General features: G+C 35.3%; 20 protein-coding genes. 16 read left to right on the top strand and 4 right to left on the bottom strand.

Annotated features, from left to right (window positions below; all coding sequences use genetic code 11):
* The 16 genes from AXA65_RS03390 to AXA65_RS03310 form a co-directional block, all read left to right on the top strand.
* A partial coding sequence (locus tag AXA65_RS03390) for a bacteriophage T4 gp5 trimerisation domain-containing protein (protein ID WP_410492743.1) occupies positions 1-363 on the top strand: 363 nt, incomplete at its 5' end.
* 2 nt (positions 364-365) lie between these two features.
* On the top strand, positions 366-779 hold the full coding sequence (locus AXA65_RS03385) for a hypothetical protein (RefSeq protein WP_063968731.1): 414 nt from the start codon (positions 366-368) through the stop codon (positions 777-779).
* Positions 780-1,186: 407 nt separating this feature from the next.
* Positions 1,187-1,924 (top strand): class I SAM-dependent methyltransferase, encoded by a 738-nt coding sequence (locus tag AXA65_RS03380; RefSeq protein WP_063968730.1) that lies wholly within the window; start codon positions 1,187-1,189, stop codon positions 1,922-1,924.
* A 499-nt stretch (positions 1,925-2,423) separates the two neighbouring features.
* Positions 2,424-2,870, top strand: coding sequence for a hypothetical protein (locus tag AXA65_RS03375; protein WP_063968729.1), 447 nt, complete (start codon positions 2,424-2,426; stop codon positions 2,868-2,870).
* A gap of 135 nt (positions 2,871-3,005) precedes the next feature.
* Positions 3,006-3,416 carry a hypothetical protein gene (locus AXA65_RS03370; protein WP_063968728.1) on the top strand — a complete coding sequence of 137 codons (411 nt, stop codon included), beginning with the start codon at positions 3,006-3,008 and terminating at the stop codon, positions 3,414-3,416.
* 335 nt (positions 3,417-3,751) lie between these two features.
* Positions 3,752-5,188 (top strand): hypothetical protein, encoded by a 1,437-nt coding sequence (locus AXA65_RS03365; RefSeq protein ID WP_063968727.1) that lies wholly within the window; start codon positions 3,752-3,754, stop codon positions 5,186-5,188.
* Positions 5,185-5,601: a hypothetical protein gene (locus tag AXA65_RS03360; RefSeq protein WP_131797755.1), complete on the top strand. Its 417-nt coding sequence runs from the start codon at positions 5,185-5,187 to the stop codon at positions 5,599-5,601. The genes AXA65_RS03365 and AXA65_RS03360 overlap by 4 nt, the downstream gene beginning before the upstream one ends.
* 96 nt (positions 5,602-5,697) lie before the next feature.
* A complete protein-coding gene (locus AXA65_RS03355) occupies positions 5,698-6,009 on the top strand; it encodes a hypothetical protein (RefSeq protein ID WP_063968725.1) in 312 nt (103 codons plus the stop codon).
* A gap of 2 nt (positions 6,010-6,011) precedes the next feature.
* Entirely contained in the window at positions 6,012-7,154 is a 1,143-nt protein-coding gene (locus AXA65_RS03350; protein ID WP_131797754.1) for a hypothetical protein, read from the top strand.
* Complete coding sequence (locus AXA65_RS03345; protein WP_063968723.1) at positions 7,139-7,456, top strand: hypothetical protein; 318 nt, start codon at positions 7,139-7,141, stop codon at positions 7,454-7,456. The genes AXA65_RS03350 and AXA65_RS03345 overlap by 16 nt, the downstream gene beginning before the upstream one ends.
* The gene (locus tag AXA65_RS03340) at positions 7,456-7,749 is read left to right on the top strand and encodes a hypothetical protein (protein ID WP_063968722.1); all 294 of its coding nucleotides are present in this window, start codon (positions 7,456-7,458) and stop codon (positions 7,747-7,749) included. The genes AXA65_RS03345 and AXA65_RS03340 overlap by 1 nt, the downstream gene beginning before the upstream one ends.
* A 130-nt stretch (positions 7,750-7,879) precedes the next feature.
* Positions 7,880-8,194 (top strand): carboxypeptidase regulatory-like domain-containing protein, encoded by a 315-nt coding sequence (locus AXA65_RS03335; protein ID WP_165596559.1) that lies wholly within the window; start codon positions 7,880-7,882, stop codon positions 8,192-8,194.
* A gap of 217 nt (positions 8,195-8,411) precedes the next feature.
* Complete coding sequence (locus AXA65_RS03330) at positions 8,412-9,803, top strand: hypothetical protein (protein WP_063968720.1); 1,392 nt, start codon at positions 8,412-8,414, stop codon at positions 9,801-9,803.
* A gap of 102 nt (positions 9,804-9,905) precedes the next feature.
* Complete coding sequence (locus tag AXA65_RS03325; protein ID WP_131797753.1) at positions 9,906-10,442, top strand: hypothetical protein; 537 nt, start codon at positions 9,906-9,908, stop codon at positions 10,440-10,442.
* A 296-nt stretch (positions 10,443-10,738) separates the two neighbouring features.
* Positions 10,739-12,433 (top strand): hypothetical protein, encoded by a 1,695-nt coding sequence (locus AXA65_RS03320; protein WP_063968718.1) that lies wholly within the window; start codon positions 10,739-10,741, stop codon positions 12,431-12,433.
* 387 nt (positions 12,434-12,820) lie between these two features.
* A complete protein-coding gene (locus AXA65_RS03310) occupies positions 12,821-13,426 on the top strand; it encodes a hypothetical protein (protein ID WP_131797752.1) in 606 nt (201 codons plus the stop codon).
* Positions 13,427-13,489: 63 nt separating this feature from the next.
* On the opposite strand, the gene AXA65_RS03305 is transcribed toward AXA65_RS03310, so the two are convergent.
* The 4 genes from AXA65_RS03305 to AXA65_RS03290 form a co-directional block, all read right to left on the bottom strand.
* Positions 13,490-14,296, bottom strand: coding sequence for a DUF4249 domain-containing protein (locus tag AXA65_RS03305; protein WP_063968715.1), 807 nt, complete (start codon positions 14,294-14,296; stop codon positions 13,490-13,492).
* Positions 14,297-14,298: 2 nt separating this feature from the next.
* Entirely contained in the window at positions 14,299-16,635 is a 2,337-nt protein-coding gene (locus AXA65_RS03300; protein ID WP_063968714.1) for a TonB-dependent receptor domain-containing protein, read from the bottom strand.
* A 120-nt stretch (positions 16,636-16,755) separates the two neighbouring features.
* Positions 16,756-18,480, bottom strand: a complete 1,725-nt coding sequence (locus AXA65_RS03295; RefSeq protein ID WP_063968713.1) for an ATP-binding protein — start codon at positions 18,478-18,480, stop codon at positions 16,756-16,758.
* Between the two features lie 7 nt (positions 18,481-18,487).
* Positions 18,488-19,609, bottom strand: a complete 1,122-nt coding sequence (locus AXA65_RS03290) for a histidine kinase (RefSeq protein ID WP_063968712.1) — start codon at positions 19,607-19,609, stop codon at positions 18,488-18,490.
* Positions 19,610-19,648: the final 39 nt, after the last annotated feature.

The following is a 19,648-nucleotide window of genomic DNA, read 5'->3' as shown; positions in this document are numbered from 1 at the left end:
ACAGCACCAGAGACGATGACGCTGAACTGTAAGAACATGAACATCAACGTTACGGAAAGCATGACCACTTCCGTCGGGATGAATGCCAGTGAGACCATCGGGATGAACAGCAGCCAAAGCATCGGGATGAACTCTACACAAACGGTCGGTGCTATGAAAATGACCTCGGTAGTGGGCGATGCAAGCGTTTTCATCACAGGAAAACTAACCGAGATGATCGATGGTGATGTGCATAGTGAAACCAAAATGGAAAGAAACGAAGTGAGTGAGAAAAGCATGAACATTCAATCTAATGATTCTATCAACAAGCACGCACAAAAGGAAGTACAAAACAATAGCGGAGAAAAATCAAAAGCCCACTAGACATGGGCCGTACCAGAATCGTAAAAGGAACTTATAGAAAGATCTCGGCAAAAGGTCACAGTATATATTCTAATGAGAGTATTATAACAACAGCTGGAAAAGAAGTTACTGAGACAGGCATGAAAAATGGAGTAAGTTACAGTAATCCTTTAAAATTTGTCTCCAATGAAGTCTCCGTTCTAAAATGCCCAAAATGTTCAGAAGCAATAACATCAAAGTTGATAAGGAAAACCTTAGGCGTCAAAACATTGAGTAGAAAACAAACTACCATTATCGATTCATTTCTTCCCTATCGCAATAAATATAAAAGTAATTTTGGATTGGATACTTGTTTGCGAAAAGCCCATTTCATTGCTCAAATTGCCTTAGAGTCTGCTAATTTTTCAACTTTCGAAGAAGGGGAAGAATGGTGGTAAAAACAACTATAATGCAGCCTGAAATTGTCAGAACAAAATTTAATGATTTTAACAAAAAATTTACTACAACACCAACTTTATATGTAGGAAATATTCCACAATACAAAGAAATTTCAGAAGATGAAATATAAAAAATATACAATATGGATAATAAGGAAGCCATTTCAAACTCTTCAATTTTAATCTATATTCTAAAAATATGGCTTTTTACAAGTCTTATTTCTACTATTATTTTTAAGCTTATCGAAATTTTAGAATATCAGTTTTTTTAATAATTGGATCTTTTATTTTATTTGGTTTACCGATTAATTTTAACAAACCCAGTACTTTTATAATGCCATTAATTTATTCAATTGTAATTTCTTTTTTTATCGATATAATAAAGATAAAAAGCAATTAATTTATATATGAAAATTACCCAGCTCGTCATACTTTTCAATTACAAGAAAATACTTTTAGGAATACTCGTTTCAATTCTATTATTTTTCATTTCATATAAGATAGATTCCTCTGTTTTAAGTATATTATTAAAGATTATTGGTGTACTAATCCTATTGAATATTATCGCTTCAATATTGGCTTCTTATATTCTTTATGACAAATCAGATTTGTATGAACTAGAGAATTTAAAAGGAATTATAGATTTTGAAAACACCGAAAATGTAGTTTTAATTCATGCAAGTTTTGACCCCTTATCCCAAAAATTACAAAGCAAATATCCCCATTTGAATTTAAGTGTTTGTGATATTTATGGCAATAGACACGAACATGAAAGTGGAATCAAGGTTTCCAAAAAAGTATTTCCACCCAACCCAAAAGAGATAAAAATACATCCCGATAAGCTTCCATTTGAAAACAATTCTCAAGACATAATTTTAGCTATTACAGCGGTTCATGAAATACTAAACCATAATGACAGGGTTTTGTTTTTTAAAGAAGCCAAAAGAGTTTTAAAAAATGATGGTTCAATAATTCTATCAGAACAATTTAGAGATACCATTAACTTTATTTTCTTCAACATTGGAGCTTTTCATTTTCTAAGTCAAAAACAATGGAAAAAGGCAATACATGAAGCAAGACTAAACATTATAAAAAATATTAAAATCACCCCTTTTGCAAATATGTTGACAATTAAAAAGCCATAAAAATTATAAAAACTATAATTATATTTCATTGATAGTAAATTAAATACAAATAATTTCATAAATTAGTTTCCATTAACATTAAAAACATAAATACAATGGAAACTAATTCTACATCAGAAACAGGGCACGCCAAAAACGTGGCCAATCTTCAAAAGCTAACAGAGCAAGTAAGCGTTTGCATATAAGAAAGCGCACCCAAACTATTATAAGGAAAATCCTGATATAAATAAATATGTAAAACAGCAAAATGATAGTATTGAGAAAGAAAAGAAAGACATTCAGAAAGCAAAAGATAATATAAAAGATAACCAGGATTCCAACATAATTAATGAAAGAAATCTTAAAACCGAAAAAAATAATTTAGAGGTCTATAAACAAAATAAATATAAATTTAAGAAAAAAGAAACTCTAAATATTATGGATTATTCTTCCAAAACAAATTCTTATAACCAATGGAAATGGAAGATAATGCAATCTGATTTGAAAAATTATTATGGTAATGTTACTGAAAATAAATAATGCTATGAAAAACAGATTTTTTTTATTTTTTAGCTTAATAATATTTTTACATTCTTGCGCGCAGCAAAAAACAAACAAACCACCAAAATTTCCACCAAAGGATTATGGAAAAATTAAAAAAGCTAAATCTCTCACAAAACCAAGCTATTTTTTTAATTTGGGAGAACTTAAAAAAAATTCTGATAGTTTATATTGTTTAGAAATAGATACTGAATGCCATTTAATTAATGGAAAATCAACACTTAATTCATATTACCAAACATCAGGAGATGATAATCCTAAACTTATACCTTATAATTTTGCAGAAGGAGAATTCTTAGAAGGCAAATATCAAGGGATTTGGAAGTATTACGATAAGAACGGAAAAGTCATTAAAAAAGAGAAATGGGAAAATGGAAAGTTGATTTATAGAAAAGAATATAAATAAATTCAAGAAAAAAGAAACTTTGAATATTATGGACTACTCTTCCAAAGTAAATATCTTTACTCAATGGCAGTGGAAAATAATGCAAAATGATATAAAAAATTATTATGGTAATATGATTGATAATAAATAATAAAAATGAAACTAATTATATACTTACTTTTAATTTGTTCATTTACTTATGCTTGCGCACAACAAAAAATAGAAAAGCCTCCCAGATATAAATTGATAAAACCTAAAAAATCTTTACCAAACCAAAAAGGAGGTCATCTTATATTAAATTTAGGAGAATTAAAGGAAAATGCAGACAATTTATATTGCTTTTATCTTGATGATAATTGCAACGTCATTGATGGTAGAATTACATTGTATAGTCACAGTATTGCAAGAGGAGACAATGCAAGTGTCACTAAACGCCTTTATGCTGAAGGAGAGTTTCTGGAAGGCAAATATCAAGGAATTTGGAAATATTATGACGAAGATAGAAAAATTATCAAAAAAGAAAAATGGGATAATGGAAAGTTAGTTTATAGGAAAGAATATAAATAAATTTAAGGAAAAATCAACTTTAAATATGATGGATTATTCTTCTAAAACAAATTCTTATAACCAATGGCAATGGAAGATAATTCAAAATGTTGTAAATCTAATTATTTTAATATGATTGATTATAAATTATGCTATGAAAATCTTCAACAGTAGAAATAGCAAGCAAATAAAAATCAATAATTTACCATCAATAGACTCCACATATTACGAATAATAAAACTAATCTAATTCATAACACATAATTCTTTCTAAAAATAAAGAACTTAGTATGAATTTTGCTAAAAAACTTTCAAACATTGATAATAAACTTATAATAACCATTAAGCCTACCAACAATGAGCAGAACAAGGATCGTAAAAGGAACTTATACAAAGATCTCGGCAAAAGGGCACAGTATGTACTCCAGTGAGAGTATAATTACTACTGCGAGTAATTTTGTAACTGAGGAAGGTATAGAAAAAGGATTATCTATAGGTTTGCCCAAATCGGCTCCAAAATTAGAATATACCGATGAACCAGATTTTGACATAGAACTAGAATTGATAGAAAAAGATTTTGTTCCTCTCGGAATTCCTGACTATAAGGGAAATCCTGAAAATGATAAAATTCAGTTTGAATTAACTGTGACGGGTGCTGGCATTAATCAGTGGCATTTAACTATCAAAAATGGAAAAGATATTTTATACGAATCATTCTCAGCTTCTGGAGAACTTGAAGAAGTAATCATTACGGCTAAAAGTAAGAACCCAAAAGCAAAATCTAATAATCCTAAAGTTACAACGCCAGTTGTAATAAAAAGATATTGGCCTGCTGGAAAATATATTCTTTCTTGGACAGGCTTTAATAAAAATGGAATCTACGACAGCACCATATTAAAAAGTGAAAAAGGGCTTACTGTAAGTATTGTAGGACAAGCAGAATTCAAGAAAAAAACTTTTACAATAGATCAACCTATCAAGTTTACCCATAAAGAAGTAGATTGGGTGGATGTAAGAATTGATAAAATCAACAAAAAGATTGACACTACCTTGAGGGTGAATTTAAAAGATGGTGGTACAGAAGGTTTGAGTTCCTGGGATAAAATATCAAAAGAAGCTTTATCTTTTTACAATAAACCTCCAATTAAAATTCAAGAAAGAACATATGCTAATTTAGAAAAATTAGCACTTCAAGGTATTAATCAATTTTGGTCTAGAAATTCAAGTAATGTTGGGAAAGGTGTCAGTATTGCATCAGACAAATATGAAGTTTTTATTCATTCAAAAGCAGATAATAACGGATTATCTGCACCTTCAATTATTTATCAAACAAATATTGAAGCAGGTAGATCAAGAAACTTTGAAGCCTCACGAAAATTATTTTTTTACGAGGGATATTTATACCGGGATTCTTGGAAAAAATCAAATCCTTCATCCGTTTTTTATAAAAATAAGGGTTGGATCTACAGATCTGAAAATATTAATGAAGAGAAGAATGTTCTTTTAAATTTACCATCATTAGTTGAAGATTTTAAAATGGTGTCAGCGCATGAAATTGGGCATGAAATACTCCTTGCTTACGGCGGTCAAATTTATTCAAAGGGACATAATGGCACAACAACTTGGATAAATTTGATTACCCAAGATGTAAACGATGATGCACCCTACATACCGACTGACGGTGAGATTGATTTAATGAAATATTACCAAGATTACTACGATATTTCACGAACAATTATTACTGAGTTTGATTTATTAAAATTGATTTGGCTTTCTAAAATAAAAATATTATGAAAATATATATATACTTAATTATTTTAATGCTGAGTAACTGTACGCAGAAAAAATATATAGTAATGCCAAATGTCAAAGGCGAGATCTATTCAAAAGTTGATAATAAACCAATTACAAAAGTTAAATTTTTTGTGAGCAAATATGCTGTTAATGCTCTTGCCGATACAGTAAAAACAGATAACAATGGATATTTTTTTTATAATGGAATTTTTGTTGATAATTACTCTGACCTAAGATTTTATTCTACCACGACCCAACATATATTTTTTTTAGAGAAAAACAGAGTTTATAAATATCTTGATGTAAAGAAAAAATATAATAAAGATGATTATAATAAAAAAGAAACAATTGATTTAGGGATTATCTACTTTGAAGATTTAAAATCAATCAAAAGAGATTCAATACCCAAATAAATGGTAAAAATGCACTAAAATTTGCCTATATAACGAACGATGAGTATCCATCCTCTGGTATGTCGTCGCCTATAATGCTTACTTCCTTTCAGACAGATGGAACCAAGAAATCTTGTTTGGGAGGAATTCGTGATTATCTTTTTAAACATTTATGAAGGTATAAGCATCGGAATGAATTCCACACAAAGTATCGGTGCTATGAAAATGACCTCGGTGGTGGGCGATGCAAGCGTATTCATCACAGGAAAACTAGCGGAAATGATTGATGGTGACGTGCATAGTGAAACGAAAATGGAAAGAAACGAGGTGAGTGAGAAAAGCATGAACATCCAATCCAATGATTCTATCAACAAGCACGCACAAAAAGAAGTACAAAATAATAGCGGAGAAAAATCAAAAGCACATTAGATATGAGCCGTACCAGAATCGTAAAAGGAATTTACACAAAAATTTCTGCAAAAGGACACAGTATGTACTCCAATGAGAGTATAATTACTACTGCGAGTAATTTTGTAACTGAGGAAGGTACTGAAAAAGGATTGTCTATAGGTTTGCCCCAATCGGCTCCAAAATTAGAATATACCGATGAACCAGATTTTGACATAGAACTAGAATTGATAGAAAAAGATTTTGTTCCTCTCGGAATTCCTGACTATAAGGGAAATCCTGAAAATGATAAAATTCAGTTTGAATTAACTGTGACGGGTGCCGGCATCAATCAGTGGCATTTAACTATAAAAAATGGAGAAGATATTTTATACGAATCATTCTCAGCTTCTGGAGAACTTGAAAAAGTGATCATTACGGCTAAAAGTAAGAACCCAAAAGCAAAATCTAATAATCCTAAAGTTACAACGCCAGTTGTAATAAAAAGATATTGGCCTGCTGGAAAATATATTCTTTCTTGGACAGGCTTTAATAAAAATGGAATTTACGACAGTACCTTGTTAAAGAGTGAAAAAGGGCTTACTGTAAGTATTGTAGGACAAGCAGAATTCAAGAAAAAAACTTTTACAATAGATCAACCTATCAAGTTTACCCATAAAGAAGTTGATTGGGTGGATGTAAGAATTGATAAAATCAACAAAAAGATTGACACTACCTTGCGGGTTAATCTAAAAGATGGTGGCGAACATGGACTAGAATGTAGATCTCAACTGGCAGGTGTAAGAGACGAAACCCATTGGGAAAATAAATGTCCTTGGGATAATATACCAAAATCAGACTTAAAACCCAATAAGCCAATTATCAAACAGAGAACCAGGAGTTTTGCTGATCTGGAAAAATTGGCGATGGACGGAATTAATAAACATTGGAGAAGAATCGGAAATCACTTTTTGGAAATTGGCAGCGATAATTATCAAATTACTACAACATCAATAAACACTAATTTTAAAAGTTTAAATCCTTTGGATCTCATTTTTAATACTAATGATAATTGGGGTAGATCAGGGAATGCTGGAGTTTTAGGTAAAATTTACTACAATGTTGGATATTGTAATTTTTTAGATTGGTATGAGCCCTCTTTTATTGATGATTGGGGATATATTTAGATACTATCAAAGATAAGGTTGATGAAGATTTTATGTATACTGCTGCACATGAATTAGGGCATACTATACTGCGAGCATATGGTGGGACATGGTATTCATTCACTCACGATGATTCGTCAGAAATATGGCAAACTCCAAACGGTAAAAAAAGCTATCCACTAGAAAAATCTACAGGTGAAATTAATTTGATGCATTATTATAAAGATGATCCATATCAATTTCAATACGATTACAATTTAACTATGGCATCTAAAGAAGATATCAGAAGTTTAATTTGGCTAACAAAAATAAAAAATAATTGATGAATAAAATTTTAATAATCATATTTGCTATTTGTCTTGTAAATTGTTCAAAAAAATATGGATACATCTATGATGAAAAAGAAAGAAAACCCTTAGAAAATGTTGTAGTTATTGACAAAGAAAACCCATCCAATAAATTTGTTACCACAGTAGATGGTAAATTTTCTTTTTCAGAATGTGATGATTTGATTATCAAAAGAGATGGATATATAACAGATACGCTTCAAAAATATGGGTGCAAACCAAATGGTAAATGCTTTGATGGACATATTTTTTACATGAGAAAAAACTAGGAGAAAGATATTTATTAGTGGCAGCCGAAGAAGATATTTTAGGATTAATCTGGTTGACAAAAATTAAAATCTCATGAAAAAAGTAATCTCTGTGATCATTATTCTGTATATAGCTTTCTCTTGTAAAAAAATGGTTGTTAGACCCTACATCAGTGGCTATGTTATAGATTCTACTACTAATAAAGCTTTACCAAATGTCACAGTGACATATGAAGGAGAAAATCGTGAAGAGAATACCAAAACAAATTCTTCAGGAAAATATACTTTCACCATGGTCGAAGAAGGTTATCATATGATGTCACTAGAAGGCCGCTCCAGGGAATATGTGATTAAGTTTTCAAAGAAGGACTATTCAGATTATAAATTATTCGATGGAAGTAGACATGGTTTTACAACCGATACAAAAAAAATTGATACAGTAAGACTGAAACCATTATTCAAATAATTCATTCCTCCGTTATAAAAAGATAAACATCAGACACCCAAGGTCTCCAGAAATATTTTTTAAAACAAATTGTTGTTATTTTAATCATCTAATGAAATATAAAAAACGAAAATGATTATTTATTGTAAAATTGCTGTTTAAAACAAAATCAAGGTAAACTAGATTTAATGAATTGTGTTGATAATAAAGGATTTAAAAACCATTAAGCCGACCAACAATGAGTAGAACACGAATCGTAAAAGGAACTTATACAAAGATCTCTGCAAAAGGACACAATATGTACTCTAACGAGAGTATTGTCAGCACTGCTACAGGCCAAATAACAGAGAACGGGATCGATGAAGGAATTTTTTTTGGTAATCCAAACAATCCACCCTCGTCCCAAATCAAAGCTAAATGTCTAGTTGAGTTTCGGCCGCACGGAAATTGGAAAGGCGAATTTGGATTTGATTGGATCAGAACAGGTGACACAGGTTTGGCTGGCGACAAGCATTGGATAAAGGATATCCTGGGTAAGCATTACGAAGATTCTTCCCGTACGGTAATTGTAAGTGATACAAATAGTTGGACCAATTTTTTTAAAAAATCACCAGCGATGTATTCCAAATTATTAAACAGTTTCAAAAATTTACAGATCAATTGGAAATCAAAAAAAGGAAATCCTTACCACTATCATGTTCCAGTAGTAGCCATAATTCCCAATGAAAACATTGCAAAACTAAGTCTCAAAATAGATGTGCAGGAAACACCAAAAAAATTAGAGATCAAACCTCAAAAAGAAAACACTGGGCTAGTTCTCAACAAAACAGAAATACCTATAAAAAACGGAAAATACAACCTCTACAATTTTCTCACGATCAAAGCTACAAAACCTTTGAAAGACAATGTTTTGATAGATGTTCTGGCTGACAATGAGATTTGTGGACAAGTCAAAGTCTTGGCAAACGACAGTACGCATATCAAAAAGATCAATGTCGTCATCGTACCTGTTAAAACAAAATTGACAGCAGTTCCTAAGATCGGGAAAATGGCCTCTGGTGGCGATGCCTTTTTTCGTCAAAATCTGATTCAATCCCTGATCAAACCAAACATTAGATATTTAATAAAACCATTGGATCTCACACGTTCCGTCACTTTTAAAAATAGATATTCCAGAAACGGCGTTATATACGACGATTCGGGTATATTGGATAGGAGCTTCATTGAAATGTTAAAACATCTGGATAATGAATTTGAGAAAGCTTATCCAAAAAGATACACCAATTACTACAAATTATATTTTATACCAGATGAGTATCCAGACCCTTTAGACCCGCGCTATTTAACGTATGGTTTTTCCAATCTGAATACAAAACATGGTGTGTTTTTTGACCAGCACAATCGCTCGACAATCGCACACGAAACCTTCCACGCAATGGGATTGCCACACACATTTGACGGCATCGAGAAATCTGCAGAGTATTCTTATAAAGCACAACAGACAGATAATATCATGGACTACTGCCATTGGTCGTTCGATATCAACGGACGACCAAGGACGCCTGTTGAAGGCAAGATCCTGTTTGGTTGGCAGTGGCATGCCCTTAATAATCCTATCAAACTAAAATAGATCACCATGATGAACAGAATTTTTTTTTCTATTGTTTTCTTGTTGTTTTATTCCTGTAATGGTCAAAACGAGAAAAATAATGTAAACGTAAAAAATGAGAAAATGAAAAAATTTGATATCGAGAATTTCAGAAAACATTGGGACAAAGGAAATACGACGATTGTACGCCAAGATGGGACAACAGTTGAGCAGTACGAAACAGATGAAGGTTTTGATGAGACCGTCTACAGACCAGCCCCCGATTTTCTCTCCCAATACAATACCTATGACAAAAACGGAAATCAGCGATCCACAATAGATAGCTTTTCCAATGTAAGTGTGGGCAAGTCGTATGAATACGACAAAGAGGGAAAAGTCATAGCTGAAAATGACGAAGATGCTAAATTCGGAAAGATAAGATATCCATACATCCTCAAATTCCTGTCGGGTAAAAATTTCCTTGATCTGAAAACTGGCAAAGGATGGCATCTTCCAAATGGTAACAAAGCCATTTCCGTGTACTTTGATGAGTCATCAAAAGTTTGGAAGGTTACAGTCACAAGCGGCAAATATGGCCCAGGAGGGAAAACCGGAAGCGCTTTGAAATTAGACCACATTTTTCTGATCGATGGAGAGAACGGCGCCGTTTCTGAAAAATAAATCCTAAAAAAAATTAAGGACAACTATACTTTTTCGAGTTGCATATAGTCTCGGAACTCAACGACTTCTTATTTGTAACAAAATAGCTTATGACTGAATAAAATTGTATTATAACAAAAAATAATTACTTTTTTTTATTCGTTATGTATAAAATGGCAACGTAATAGCTGCAATTATTATTTTGGTCACAGACAAAATCTACCAAGGATATTATGACAGAGAAATTCTTATCAAACAAAACCTTTAAATATTTGATATTAAGCAAGAAATAGCGATAATTCTAAAGCAAACCAAAAATGAGCAGAACAAGGATCGTAAAAGGAACTTATACCAAAGTGTCGGAAAAAGGACACAACATGTACTCGAATGAGAATATTGTTACAAGCGCCAGTAGAGTTTTAACAGAAAATGGCAAAGAAAACGGTGTCTTTCTGGGTTCACCAAAAGCGCCGCCGGCCAAAACTGGCAAGATAAGAGACATCGTCATGTTCATAGCTGGAACCACAGACCCACTCAACATCACTGGAAAAAAACACGAGGCCAACACCAAATATTGGAGAGGAATAGACAAAGAAAATCAGGAGAGCAAAGTTAATTTCTGGGCAAAAATAAAAGACCTCAAATTTCAGTTCCTGGATCTGCACATCGAAGGTGATTTTTTCAGCTGGTCTGGTGACAATGATACCAAAGAACGAAATCTAGGTTCCACGAGATTGTTGGACAAATTCCTGAAAATATATCCCTTTTGGACCAATCAGGACGTTCATATCCATCTGGTAGGACATTCTCATGGCGGCAACGTTATCAACCAATTCACAGAGCTGATAGCCACCAACAGCAAGTTTCCCAAATCCTGGAAGATCAAAAGCATCACCTACCTCTCCACACCTTTTTTCCAAAAAAAACACCAACTGAATCACAGTAGACTTCATGCTGATTGCAAGATCATCAATGTTCATAATGAATATGATCTGACACAGCAATTGATTGCCAACTTCAGTCTCGTGAATCTGGAAGGACTGTTGAAGGCTTTTCAAATCGAGAAATTTGAAAGAGGGATCAATATCGTAAAAGGCATCAAGACAGAATATATCACCCAATATCTAAAAGGCTGGTACAGTGAAAAAAAGGCAAACCTGGCTTGGAAAGAGATGTCCGATGCGTTCCTTGGTCTTAATCTGATCATTCTGGAGGTCATCAACTACATCAATTCGATAAAAATTGATAACTCTAAATTGGAAGCTGAAAAAAACTCCTTCATCACCCTTCTCAATTCTGCCCTGAAATGGACCTACGACGTGCATCAAAATTATTCCGGAGGTACCAGACGAGATAAGATCGCTTGGGCCAGCAACCTGAATCTTACGCAAGGGATCACCACCATCAATACACTGCTTGACATCAGAACTGGCGTGCGAGACAGCTACTTTCTCAATCTGCTTGCTAAGGTCTTTGCAGAAAGCCAAGGCATCACAGACAGTATTGACCTTACCTTGTGGGATCCAAAAAAACAGACCAAAGCCCTGACCGTCATCGATATCAATATCACCAAAAGCGATCCTTACCATACCCGCGGTAAGATGTCAAACTTCAAAAGGTTTATCAGTGGGACAACTAGTGCAATGCAAAGTAATAATCTGCAAGAGGTTTTGATGCGATTGTTCAGTCAGTTTCTCTCCCCAGACAGTCTCGTCAAGATCAATAATTATTTGGACTACGCAGAATATGTTGTCACCGGCAATCTGGATGCACAAGTAAAGATCCTGCGAAGAAACCTTTTGGTCTATCAAAGATTGGTAACAGAGTACAATGCAGACCTTGTGGCAGAGAACGATAAAAGCATTACCTTGGCAGAGCGGCCAGGTTCTGTAGCTTATCTGGCAACGGCATCACACAGTCTCAGTCACACCCAGTTTTGGGCAGATGTGGAAAAAGAGCTTAGAAGTGCGTTCAGTTCCGGAGTGAATCCAGGGTATAAAAAGAAATCATGATGAAAGGTACAACGCAATTCATCTTTTTCAACCTATTGATCTTCATTTTATCAGCAATAGGAATCACGTACTTTTATATTTCGAACCATCTTTTATCTGATTTTTCGGAGATCCAAACGAAATCTATTATCGATATTTTTCTTCAGATCGGCTGTATTGGTGCATTGCTTCCTACTATTTTTTTCTCGCTCATTAGTTTAGCTATAAAGAAGATATCAAATAAAGCCACAGTTTATTTTGTTGTAATTTTTCTGTTTGTGCTGCTTATCATTGCTGCTTATCAATTTATAATGTACATGACTTTTCATGAATTTGTTTCACCAATCCAATTTGAGAGAATTTCTGATTAATGAGCTTAAATTATTTCCTAAGATCAATTTAAAAACCATGAAAAAAATTTCACTTTACATCACCTTTATTTTTCTGTCAGCAACGTCTCAGCTGTATGCTCAAAAAATCAAGGATAATTTTGATGTCATCGCAAAGGAGGAAATAGGCGACCTGAACAAGGATAAAAAAAATGACAGGGTTCTTGTACAAATGGATGTGAAAAGTGACACCAGACCTTTGAGATTGCAGATCTTCCTTTCTCAATCAAATAGTAAAGACCTTAAACTCGCCGTATCATCCACCCAAATAATTGAAAGCCAGTATCCAATAGAAAAAAAAGGAGAACACAGCGACGGTACCATTCCGGATTTTTTCGTAGAAGATGGCAATCTGCAGATGCTGACAGACAAAAATGACCTCAAAAGTCGTTACACCTTCAGATTTAAGAATGGTAATTTTGAACTGACTAATATTTCCAGAGTGATCTGGGACGGAAAAAATAAGACTTCGGAAACGAAGATCGATCTTTTGACCGGAACCAAAATCGAATTTGATCAAGAGTTAGGTTCCGATAAAATTTTAAATAAAAGAAAAAGTCAGTTAAAAATCTCATCCTTACCGAAGATCCAGGACCTGAAATTCTCTGACCTCGAGAAATATTGATTTTAAAAATCCACTACTCTATTTCCTACTTTACAAAACTTCAAAAGTTGATGGACAATGAGATCATTCGATGACAGCCGTTCTTACTTTCACTGTGTGTGCAGAAAAATAACCTAAGGCACCATTGCTGATATTGCTCGGCGGATTTGTGGGCGTAATTCCTTCACCAGGACCACCACCGCCAGAAAGCTGCAGCAGCGCCGCATAGAAAGTATATACTTTATCATCTATGCAGTTCATCTCAACTGTAATTGTATCTCCAACTTTTACTTTCACGCTGTCATCTTCATCATCATTGGGCAATAATAATGGTCTTTGGTTGGGCAATCCATTGTTTACATTGTCCGAGAACTCCATGAAGTTGGACTTGGAACGGTCGTTCACGTTGTAACGAAAAAGATAACGGTTGCCTAGCGATGGCGGATCCGTAAAAATCGGTAAAAGTGTGTAACTCGTTTCTCCAGCCACTAAAAAAGAATCCTGCTCCAGACCTTCAAAATCGACTGCTTCCGGCATCGTACTTTGCGAAACATATTCTTGTCCATCTACCAAAACCTTCAGAGTGTAAGTCCGTCCAGATTGGCCTTGGAAATTGGAAACCTGATAGAATCCATTTCCGATATATTGTAGAGTTTCCGTCTTTCCCAGATCATCACTCATAGTGACCTGCGCATCTTCTACCGCTGGATATTGATTTTCATTAGTGAAAGCGACCGACTTTGTTATTCTCACAAAATAAGGTCCAGCTTGATCGGTAATATTTCCCTCGATAACAATCTTTCCACTTTGGTCGGCCAGATCAAGATCGATCTCTTTTTCACAGGAAATGAACAGGAATAATGAGAATATGATCAGCAATATATTTTTCATAATTAAAATTTGAAATTGTAAGTAATGTTCGGAACCCAACGGAACAGGGAAGTTTGCATCGCTCTGGTAGTTCCTGGTTTGTCCGGATTATCTTCGAAATTGATGGTATACGCATTTTCCCGGCCATAAACATTGTAGATCCCAAACGACCATGAACCTTTGAATCGTTTTTTAGAAACAGGTTCGTAAGTGGCGCTCAGGTCCATCCTGTGATATGCAGGCATTCTGTCCGCATTTCTATTGCTGTACTGGAAAATAGTCTGTCCATTCAGTTGATATTTTCCGGTTGGGAATGTGACGGCATTTCCGGTGCTGTAGAGGAACAATCCGGAGAAAGACCATTTCGGATTCAGTTCGTAAGTGGCAACAACAGAGATATCGTGGGTTTTGTCCTGTCTTGCGTTGTACCATTCATTATCATTGATCCCGATGATCTTTCTTTCGGTTTTTGATAAGGTGTAGGAAATCCAACCTGTGAGTTTTCCGCTTTTCTTTTTGGCAATTAATTCTAGTCCGTAGGCTCTTCCTTTTCCAAATAACAGTTCGCTTTCTACATCGGCAGCAGTGTCGAAGCTGATCTGCGCGCCATTTTTATAATCGATTTGATTCTGCATGGATTTGTAGTAGATCTCAGCATTCAGTTCATAATTATTATTGTTGAAGTTTCGGCTGTAACCTGCGCTGATCTGGTCAGAGATCTCCGGTTTCACGGTGTAACTGCTTCCAATCCATTGGTCGGTTGGATTTCCACTGCCGCTGTTGCTTAATAAATGTAGATTCTGCGTATTTCGGGAATAGCCACCTTTCACACTGCTCACCTCATTGATTCTATAATTCGCTGTGATCCTTGGCTCCAGATTGACATAAGTTTTCCCGAATTTTCCATTTTCTAAAAATTCTGAATTGACGAGTGTTCCGTTTTCATAACTATTAAAAGTATCGCCTCCCAAAACACTGAACATCGCAAGTCGCAATCCGTAGTTGATGGTCAACTTCTCTGTCGCTTTGAAATCATCATTGATGTAAAGAGCATTCTCCCAAGAATATCTCGGGTTTCTGAGAAAGCTGCTCACGCTGGTTCCAGATGCGCTACTCGGCGTAATTGTATGGTAAATGGATTGCAAACCAAACCGCACCGAATGTTTGTTCCCGGCAAACCAAGTGAAATCCTGCTTCAGATTCCAGTCTTCAATTTGGGAATCGAGACCGAAAGTATTGTCATTGCTGGTCAAACTGACATTATAATTGTAATTGCTGTAGATAAATGACGTATTAGAAAATAATTTACTGTTGATAATGCTGTTCCAGCGCAAAGTTGCGGTTGTATTTCCCCAATCGGTTGCAAAAGTATCGCCCAGACCAAGAACATCTCGTCCGAAATATCCTGATAAATATAATCGGTTATTGTCATTGATCTGATAATTGGCTTTTAAGTTGAGATCGTAGAAATACAATTTGCTGTCCTTAAAATCATCAGTTCCTCTCAAAAAAATATCTGCGTAAGTTCGTCGCCCAGAAACTATGAAAGAAGACCTTTCCTTTTGGATGGGACCTTCTACACTCAATCGGCTGCTGATGAGACCAATTCCGCCATTTACATTGTAATCTTTGTTGTTCCCGTCTTTCATCTTCACATCCAAAACCGAAGACAATCGGCCGCCGTATTGAGCGGGACTATTTCCTTTGATAATGCTTGCATCTTTCAAAGCATCACTATTGAAGGTACTGAAAAATCCAAGCAAGTGCGAAGCGTTGTAAACCGGCGCTTCATCCAGAAGAATCAAATTCTGGTCCGTCGCACCACCACGTACACTGAAACCGCTGCTTCCTTCGCCATTACTTTTGATTCCGGGAAGAAGCTGGATTGTTTTCATCACATCTTTTTCACCGAAGAGCACAGGTAATTTTTCAATTTGTTTGATGCTCAAAGTTTCAGTTCCCATTTGAGCAGTAGAAAGATTTTTATCCTTTTTGACTGCAGAGATCACCACTTCTTCAATATTAGTGCTTCGTTGCTCCTCCACTTCCGGATTTAGTTCTATATTGAGTTTGATATCTTCTTCCACATTGATGATCTGCTGAAAATCTCTGAATCCAGGATTCGAGATCATCAACGTATAGGAACCTTTCGGGAGGGAAAGCGAGTAAAAACCGTATTCGTTGGCATTGATGGAAATTGTCGGGTCTTCGGCTATCTTTACCGATACACCAATAAGCAATTCTCCATTTTTCTGATCTTTTATCGTACCACTGACCGAATAATTCTGCTGTGCAAAAAGTGTGGTGCTAAAACAAATTGCGGCAATAGAAGTGGCAATCTTGAAGGATGATATCTGCATTGTAGTTTATTACGTGGTAAAGATATCATTTTCCATCTTTAAAACTAAGTCGTCTCCGTGTAAAAGCTGGTTTGAGTTTATTAAATTTACATTAAGAAAAGTCAGTTTTTATAAATTGAATTAGCGCTCGTGCAATGTGAAGGAAAATTGGCTTCCCACTCCTATTTCACTTTCAACAGAGATCTTACCGCCTTGTGCTTCAATAAATTGTTTGCTGATTGTCAATCCCAGACCTGTTCCCTCTTTTTTGGTTCCTGGGATTTTGAAATACCGATCAAAAACTTTGGAAATATATTGGGGCGGAATCCCTTGTCCCGCATCGGTGACAGAAAATTGGACCTGCTCCCCTACCTTTTTAACGTCCACAGTGATCTGGGAATTTTCATAAGAATAACGCACAGCATTTGAAATCAAATTATTAAGAACCCAAGATGTTTTTTCTGTATCGGCTAATACTTCTTTAAGTCCATTTTCTATATTAATGTTAAAGAGGATCTGTTTTTGCTCTGCCGCCGATCTGTTGGCATTCATGGCATAATCGATGATCGTTCTGATGTCTGATGATTGGATGTTGAGTTGCATAGAACCGCTTTCCACTTGGGTAATGTTCAGCAATTCTCCCGTGATTTTCAGCAACCTATCAGAATCTTCTTTGATCCCATTCACCAGATTTTTCTGCTCGTCATTCAGACTTCCGATCTGGTCATTTTCCAAAAGCTGCAATCCCATTTGGATAGAAGAAATTGGTGTTTTGAACTCATGTGAAACAGTTCCCAGAAAATTGGTTTTAGCCAGATCCAGTTCTTTGAAAGGTGTAATATTTCTCAACATGATCACTTGCCCAATGAATTGACTTTGCTGCTCACCAGTTGGTGTCACATTGATGTCGATGATCTCCTTTTCGAAGTAACTTTCCTTTCCGTCTGCGTAGATCTTCATTGTTTCGGAGGCATTTTTGGTATTTCCTTCAATAATTTCTTTAATGATATTCCTTACCAGATCATTCATGACGGCAACATCCTGGATCAGTTTTCCGACAAAATTTTCTTTTTTCAGACCTGTGATCTTCAAGGCTTCATTATTTACAAAAAGGACTTTCTTGTTTTCATCAATGCCTATCACAGGATTATGCATATTATCGATCAGGGTTTCGATGCGGCGTTTTCCACGGATGATCTTGTCCAGCTTGCTTTCAGAATATTCCTGAAGTTTTTCTGCCATGATGTTGAACGACATTGCCAAATCACCGAACTCACTTTTGCTTTCAAAATGCACTCTCTCCCTGTAATTCTGATTCGCGATCTGTTTGATACTTCCTGTTAGAATTTGAATTGGATCTGCGATATTGGATGGCAAATTGACCAGCAAAATAAATGCAATGAGAAAGCAAAGCATCCCAGTCACGGAGATTGCCATGATCGCACTTTTCGCTGTAGAATCTGCAATGCTACTTTTGTGCTCGATCGCGCTCATATTCAGCTGCATCAATTCGGCAATATCTTTTCTGATGGATGACTGCAATGCTACATTGCCCGAATCTTTTTTTAAGGCTTGGAAATGAACTGCAACATTGTCCGTCGCTTCTTTCTCACCAGGTTCTGTGACATTTTTTTGCTGCTTTTCCAAATGTTTTTCAAAGACGCCATAAGCCAAAGGATCGGAGCTGATCTCTTCCAAGGCCAAAAGCATATTTCTGGAATACTGCAGTGTATTGTAATTGGCCTCCAGAATATTATTGGTATCTTTTTTCAGTTGATTGATGTACCATCCACTTAGGACAGACAATACCAATATCATTAGGAAAAGCAAGCCTACGCCGGCATTTAATTTAGTTTTTATCTTCATTTTTAATTCAACTTAAAATTACCAAGTCGATGTTCTCTTTTGAAAGTTTATTTAGAAGCGAATTGAAAGTGTCGGTTGCAACAATGATTTTCCAGAGGTTGAGATGCGGTTTTCCGATACAAACAGTTGTAATCTTCCGCTCTTCGCATTGTTGTATGATTGCTCTTGTGACATTGGCATTTTCTACCTTGATGATCTCTGCTCCCAATTCTGTGGCTAATTTAAAATTATTAATCAGATGACGCTGCTTATCGAGTGCTATTTTATCTGCACTTTCTCTCGGGATTTGAACATAGAGAAGATACCATTTGCTGTTGTAATAATTGGCTAGTCTCGCTGCTTTCCTAATGACATTCTTAGCCGTTTTTTCGTTGGAACTGATGCAAGCCAGAAATTTTTCCTTCCTGATATTTTTAATATTTGAAACTTCGGTTTCTACTTTCCTTTGAACTTGGGAAGCCACTTCTTTCAGAGCCAGTTCCCGAAGCTGCAAGATATTGTCATTTTTGAAGAAATTGTTGAGCGCCGAATTGATCTTTGCAGCGTCATAGATTTTGCCTGCTTTCAATCTGTCAATCAATTCTTCGGCGGTCAAATCGATGTTCACGACCTCATCTGCCTGAGCCAAAACGCTATCTGGAATGCGTTCCTTAACTTCGATATCCGTTATGTTTTTGACATCTTCATTCAGGCTTTCGATATGTTGGATATTGACCGCACTGATGACATTGATGCTAGCATCCAGGATTTCCATCACGTCCTGCCAGCGTTTTTCGTTTTTGCTGCCTTCGATATTGGTGTGCGCCAATTCATCCACGATCACGACTTCCGGACGAAGGTTTATCACCGCCTGAACATCCAATTCTTCCAGCTCTTTACCTTTATAAAATAATTTTCTTCTGGGAATAATTGGTAAACCGTCTAGCAAAGCATGCGTTTCTTTCCGATTGTGTGTTTCGATGTATCCGATTTTCACATCGATGCCATTAGTTAAAAGCGAATGTGCCTCCTGAAGCATCCGATACGTTTTTCCCACACCAGCACTCATCCCAATGTAGATCTTGAATTTCCCGCGCCTTGATTTTTTTATTAAATTAAGAAAATCCTGAGCTGACCTTTTTTCATCCATAACAGATTATCTATATCAAATTTAGGTAAATCCCTTGTC

Source organism: Chryseobacterium sp. FP211-J200, from assembly GCF_001643375.1.
GTDB lineage: Bacteria > Bacteroidota > Bacteroidia > Flavobacteriales > Weeksellaceae > Epilithonimonas > Epilithonimonas ginsengisoli.
The sequence above is the reverse complement of the archived record's forward strand: the minus strand, read 5'-3'. Positions and strand labels throughout refer to the sequence as shown.

Excerpts from the sequence above, each read along its gene's own strand:
- AXA65_RS03320 (WP_063968718.1), top strand. The coding sequence starts at position 10,739 with ATGAGCAGAACAAGGATCGTAAAAGGAACTTATACCAAAGTGTCGGAA.
- AXA65_RS03325 (WP_131797753.1), top strand. The coding sequence starts at position 9,906 with ATGAAAAAATTTGATATCGAGAATTTCAGAAAACATTGGGACAAAGGA.
- AXA65_RS03310 (WP_131797752.1), top strand. The coding sequence starts at position 12,821 with ATGAAAAAAATTTCACTTTACATCACCTTTATTTTTCTGTCAGCAACG.
- AXA65_RS03360 (WP_131797755.1), top strand. The coding sequence starts at position 5,185 with ATGAAAATATATATATACTTAATTATTTTAATGCTGAGTAACTGTACG.
- AXA65_RS03370 (WP_063968728.1), top strand. The coding sequence starts at position 3,006 with ATGAAACTAATTATATACTTACTTTTAATTTGTTCATTTACTTATGCT.
- AXA65_RS03380 (WP_063968730.1), top strand. The coding sequence starts at position 1,187 with ATGAAAATTACCCAGCTCGTCATACTTTTCAATTACAAGAAAATACTT.
- AXA65_RS03385 (WP_063968731.1), top strand. The coding sequence starts at position 366 with ATGGGCCGTACCAGAATCGTAAAAGGAACTTATAGAAAGATCTCGGCA.
- AXA65_RS03305 (WP_063968715.1), bottom strand. The coding sequence starts at position 14,296 with ATGAAAAATATATTGCTGATCATATTCTCATTATTCCTGTTCATTTCC.
- AXA65_RS03350 (WP_131797754.1), top strand. The coding sequence starts at position 6,012 with ATGAGCCGTACCAGAATCGTAAAAGGAATTTACACAAAAATTTCTGCA.
- AXA65_RS03335 (WP_165596559.1), top strand. The coding sequence starts at position 7,880 with ATGGTTGTTAGACCCTACATCAGTGGCTATGTTATAGATTCTACTACT.
- AXA65_RS03330 (WP_063968720.1), top strand. The coding sequence starts at position 8,412 with ATGAGTAGAACACGAATCGTAAAAGGAACTTATACAAAGATCTCTGCA.
- AXA65_RS03375 (WP_063968729.1), top strand. The coding sequence starts at position 2,424 with ATGTTACTGAAAATAAATAATGCTATGAAAAACAGATTTTTTTTATTT.
- AXA65_RS03300 (WP_063968714.1), bottom strand. The coding sequence starts at position 16,635 with ATGCAGATATCATCCTTCAAGATTGCCACTTCTATTGCCGCAATTTGT.
- AXA65_RS03290 (WP_063968712.1), bottom strand. The coding sequence starts at position 19,609 with ATGGATGAAAAAAGGTCAGCTCAGGATTTTCTTAATTTAATAAAAAAA.
- AXA65_RS03365 (WP_063968727.1), top strand. The coding sequence starts at position 3,752 with ATGAGCAGAACAAGGATCGTAAAAGGAACTTATACAAAGATCTCGGCA.
- AXA65_RS03340 (WP_063968722.1), top strand. The coding sequence starts at position 7,456 with ATGAATAAAATTTTAATAATCATATTTGCTATTTGTCTTGTAAATTGT.
- AXA65_RS03295 (WP_063968713.1), bottom strand. The coding sequence starts at position 18,480 with ATGAAGATAAAAACTAAATTAAATGCCGGCGTAGGCTTGCTTTTCCTA.
- AXA65_RS03355 (WP_063968725.1), top strand. The coding sequence starts at position 5,698 with ATGGAACCAAGAAATCTTGTTTGGGAGGAATTCGTGATTATCTTTTTA.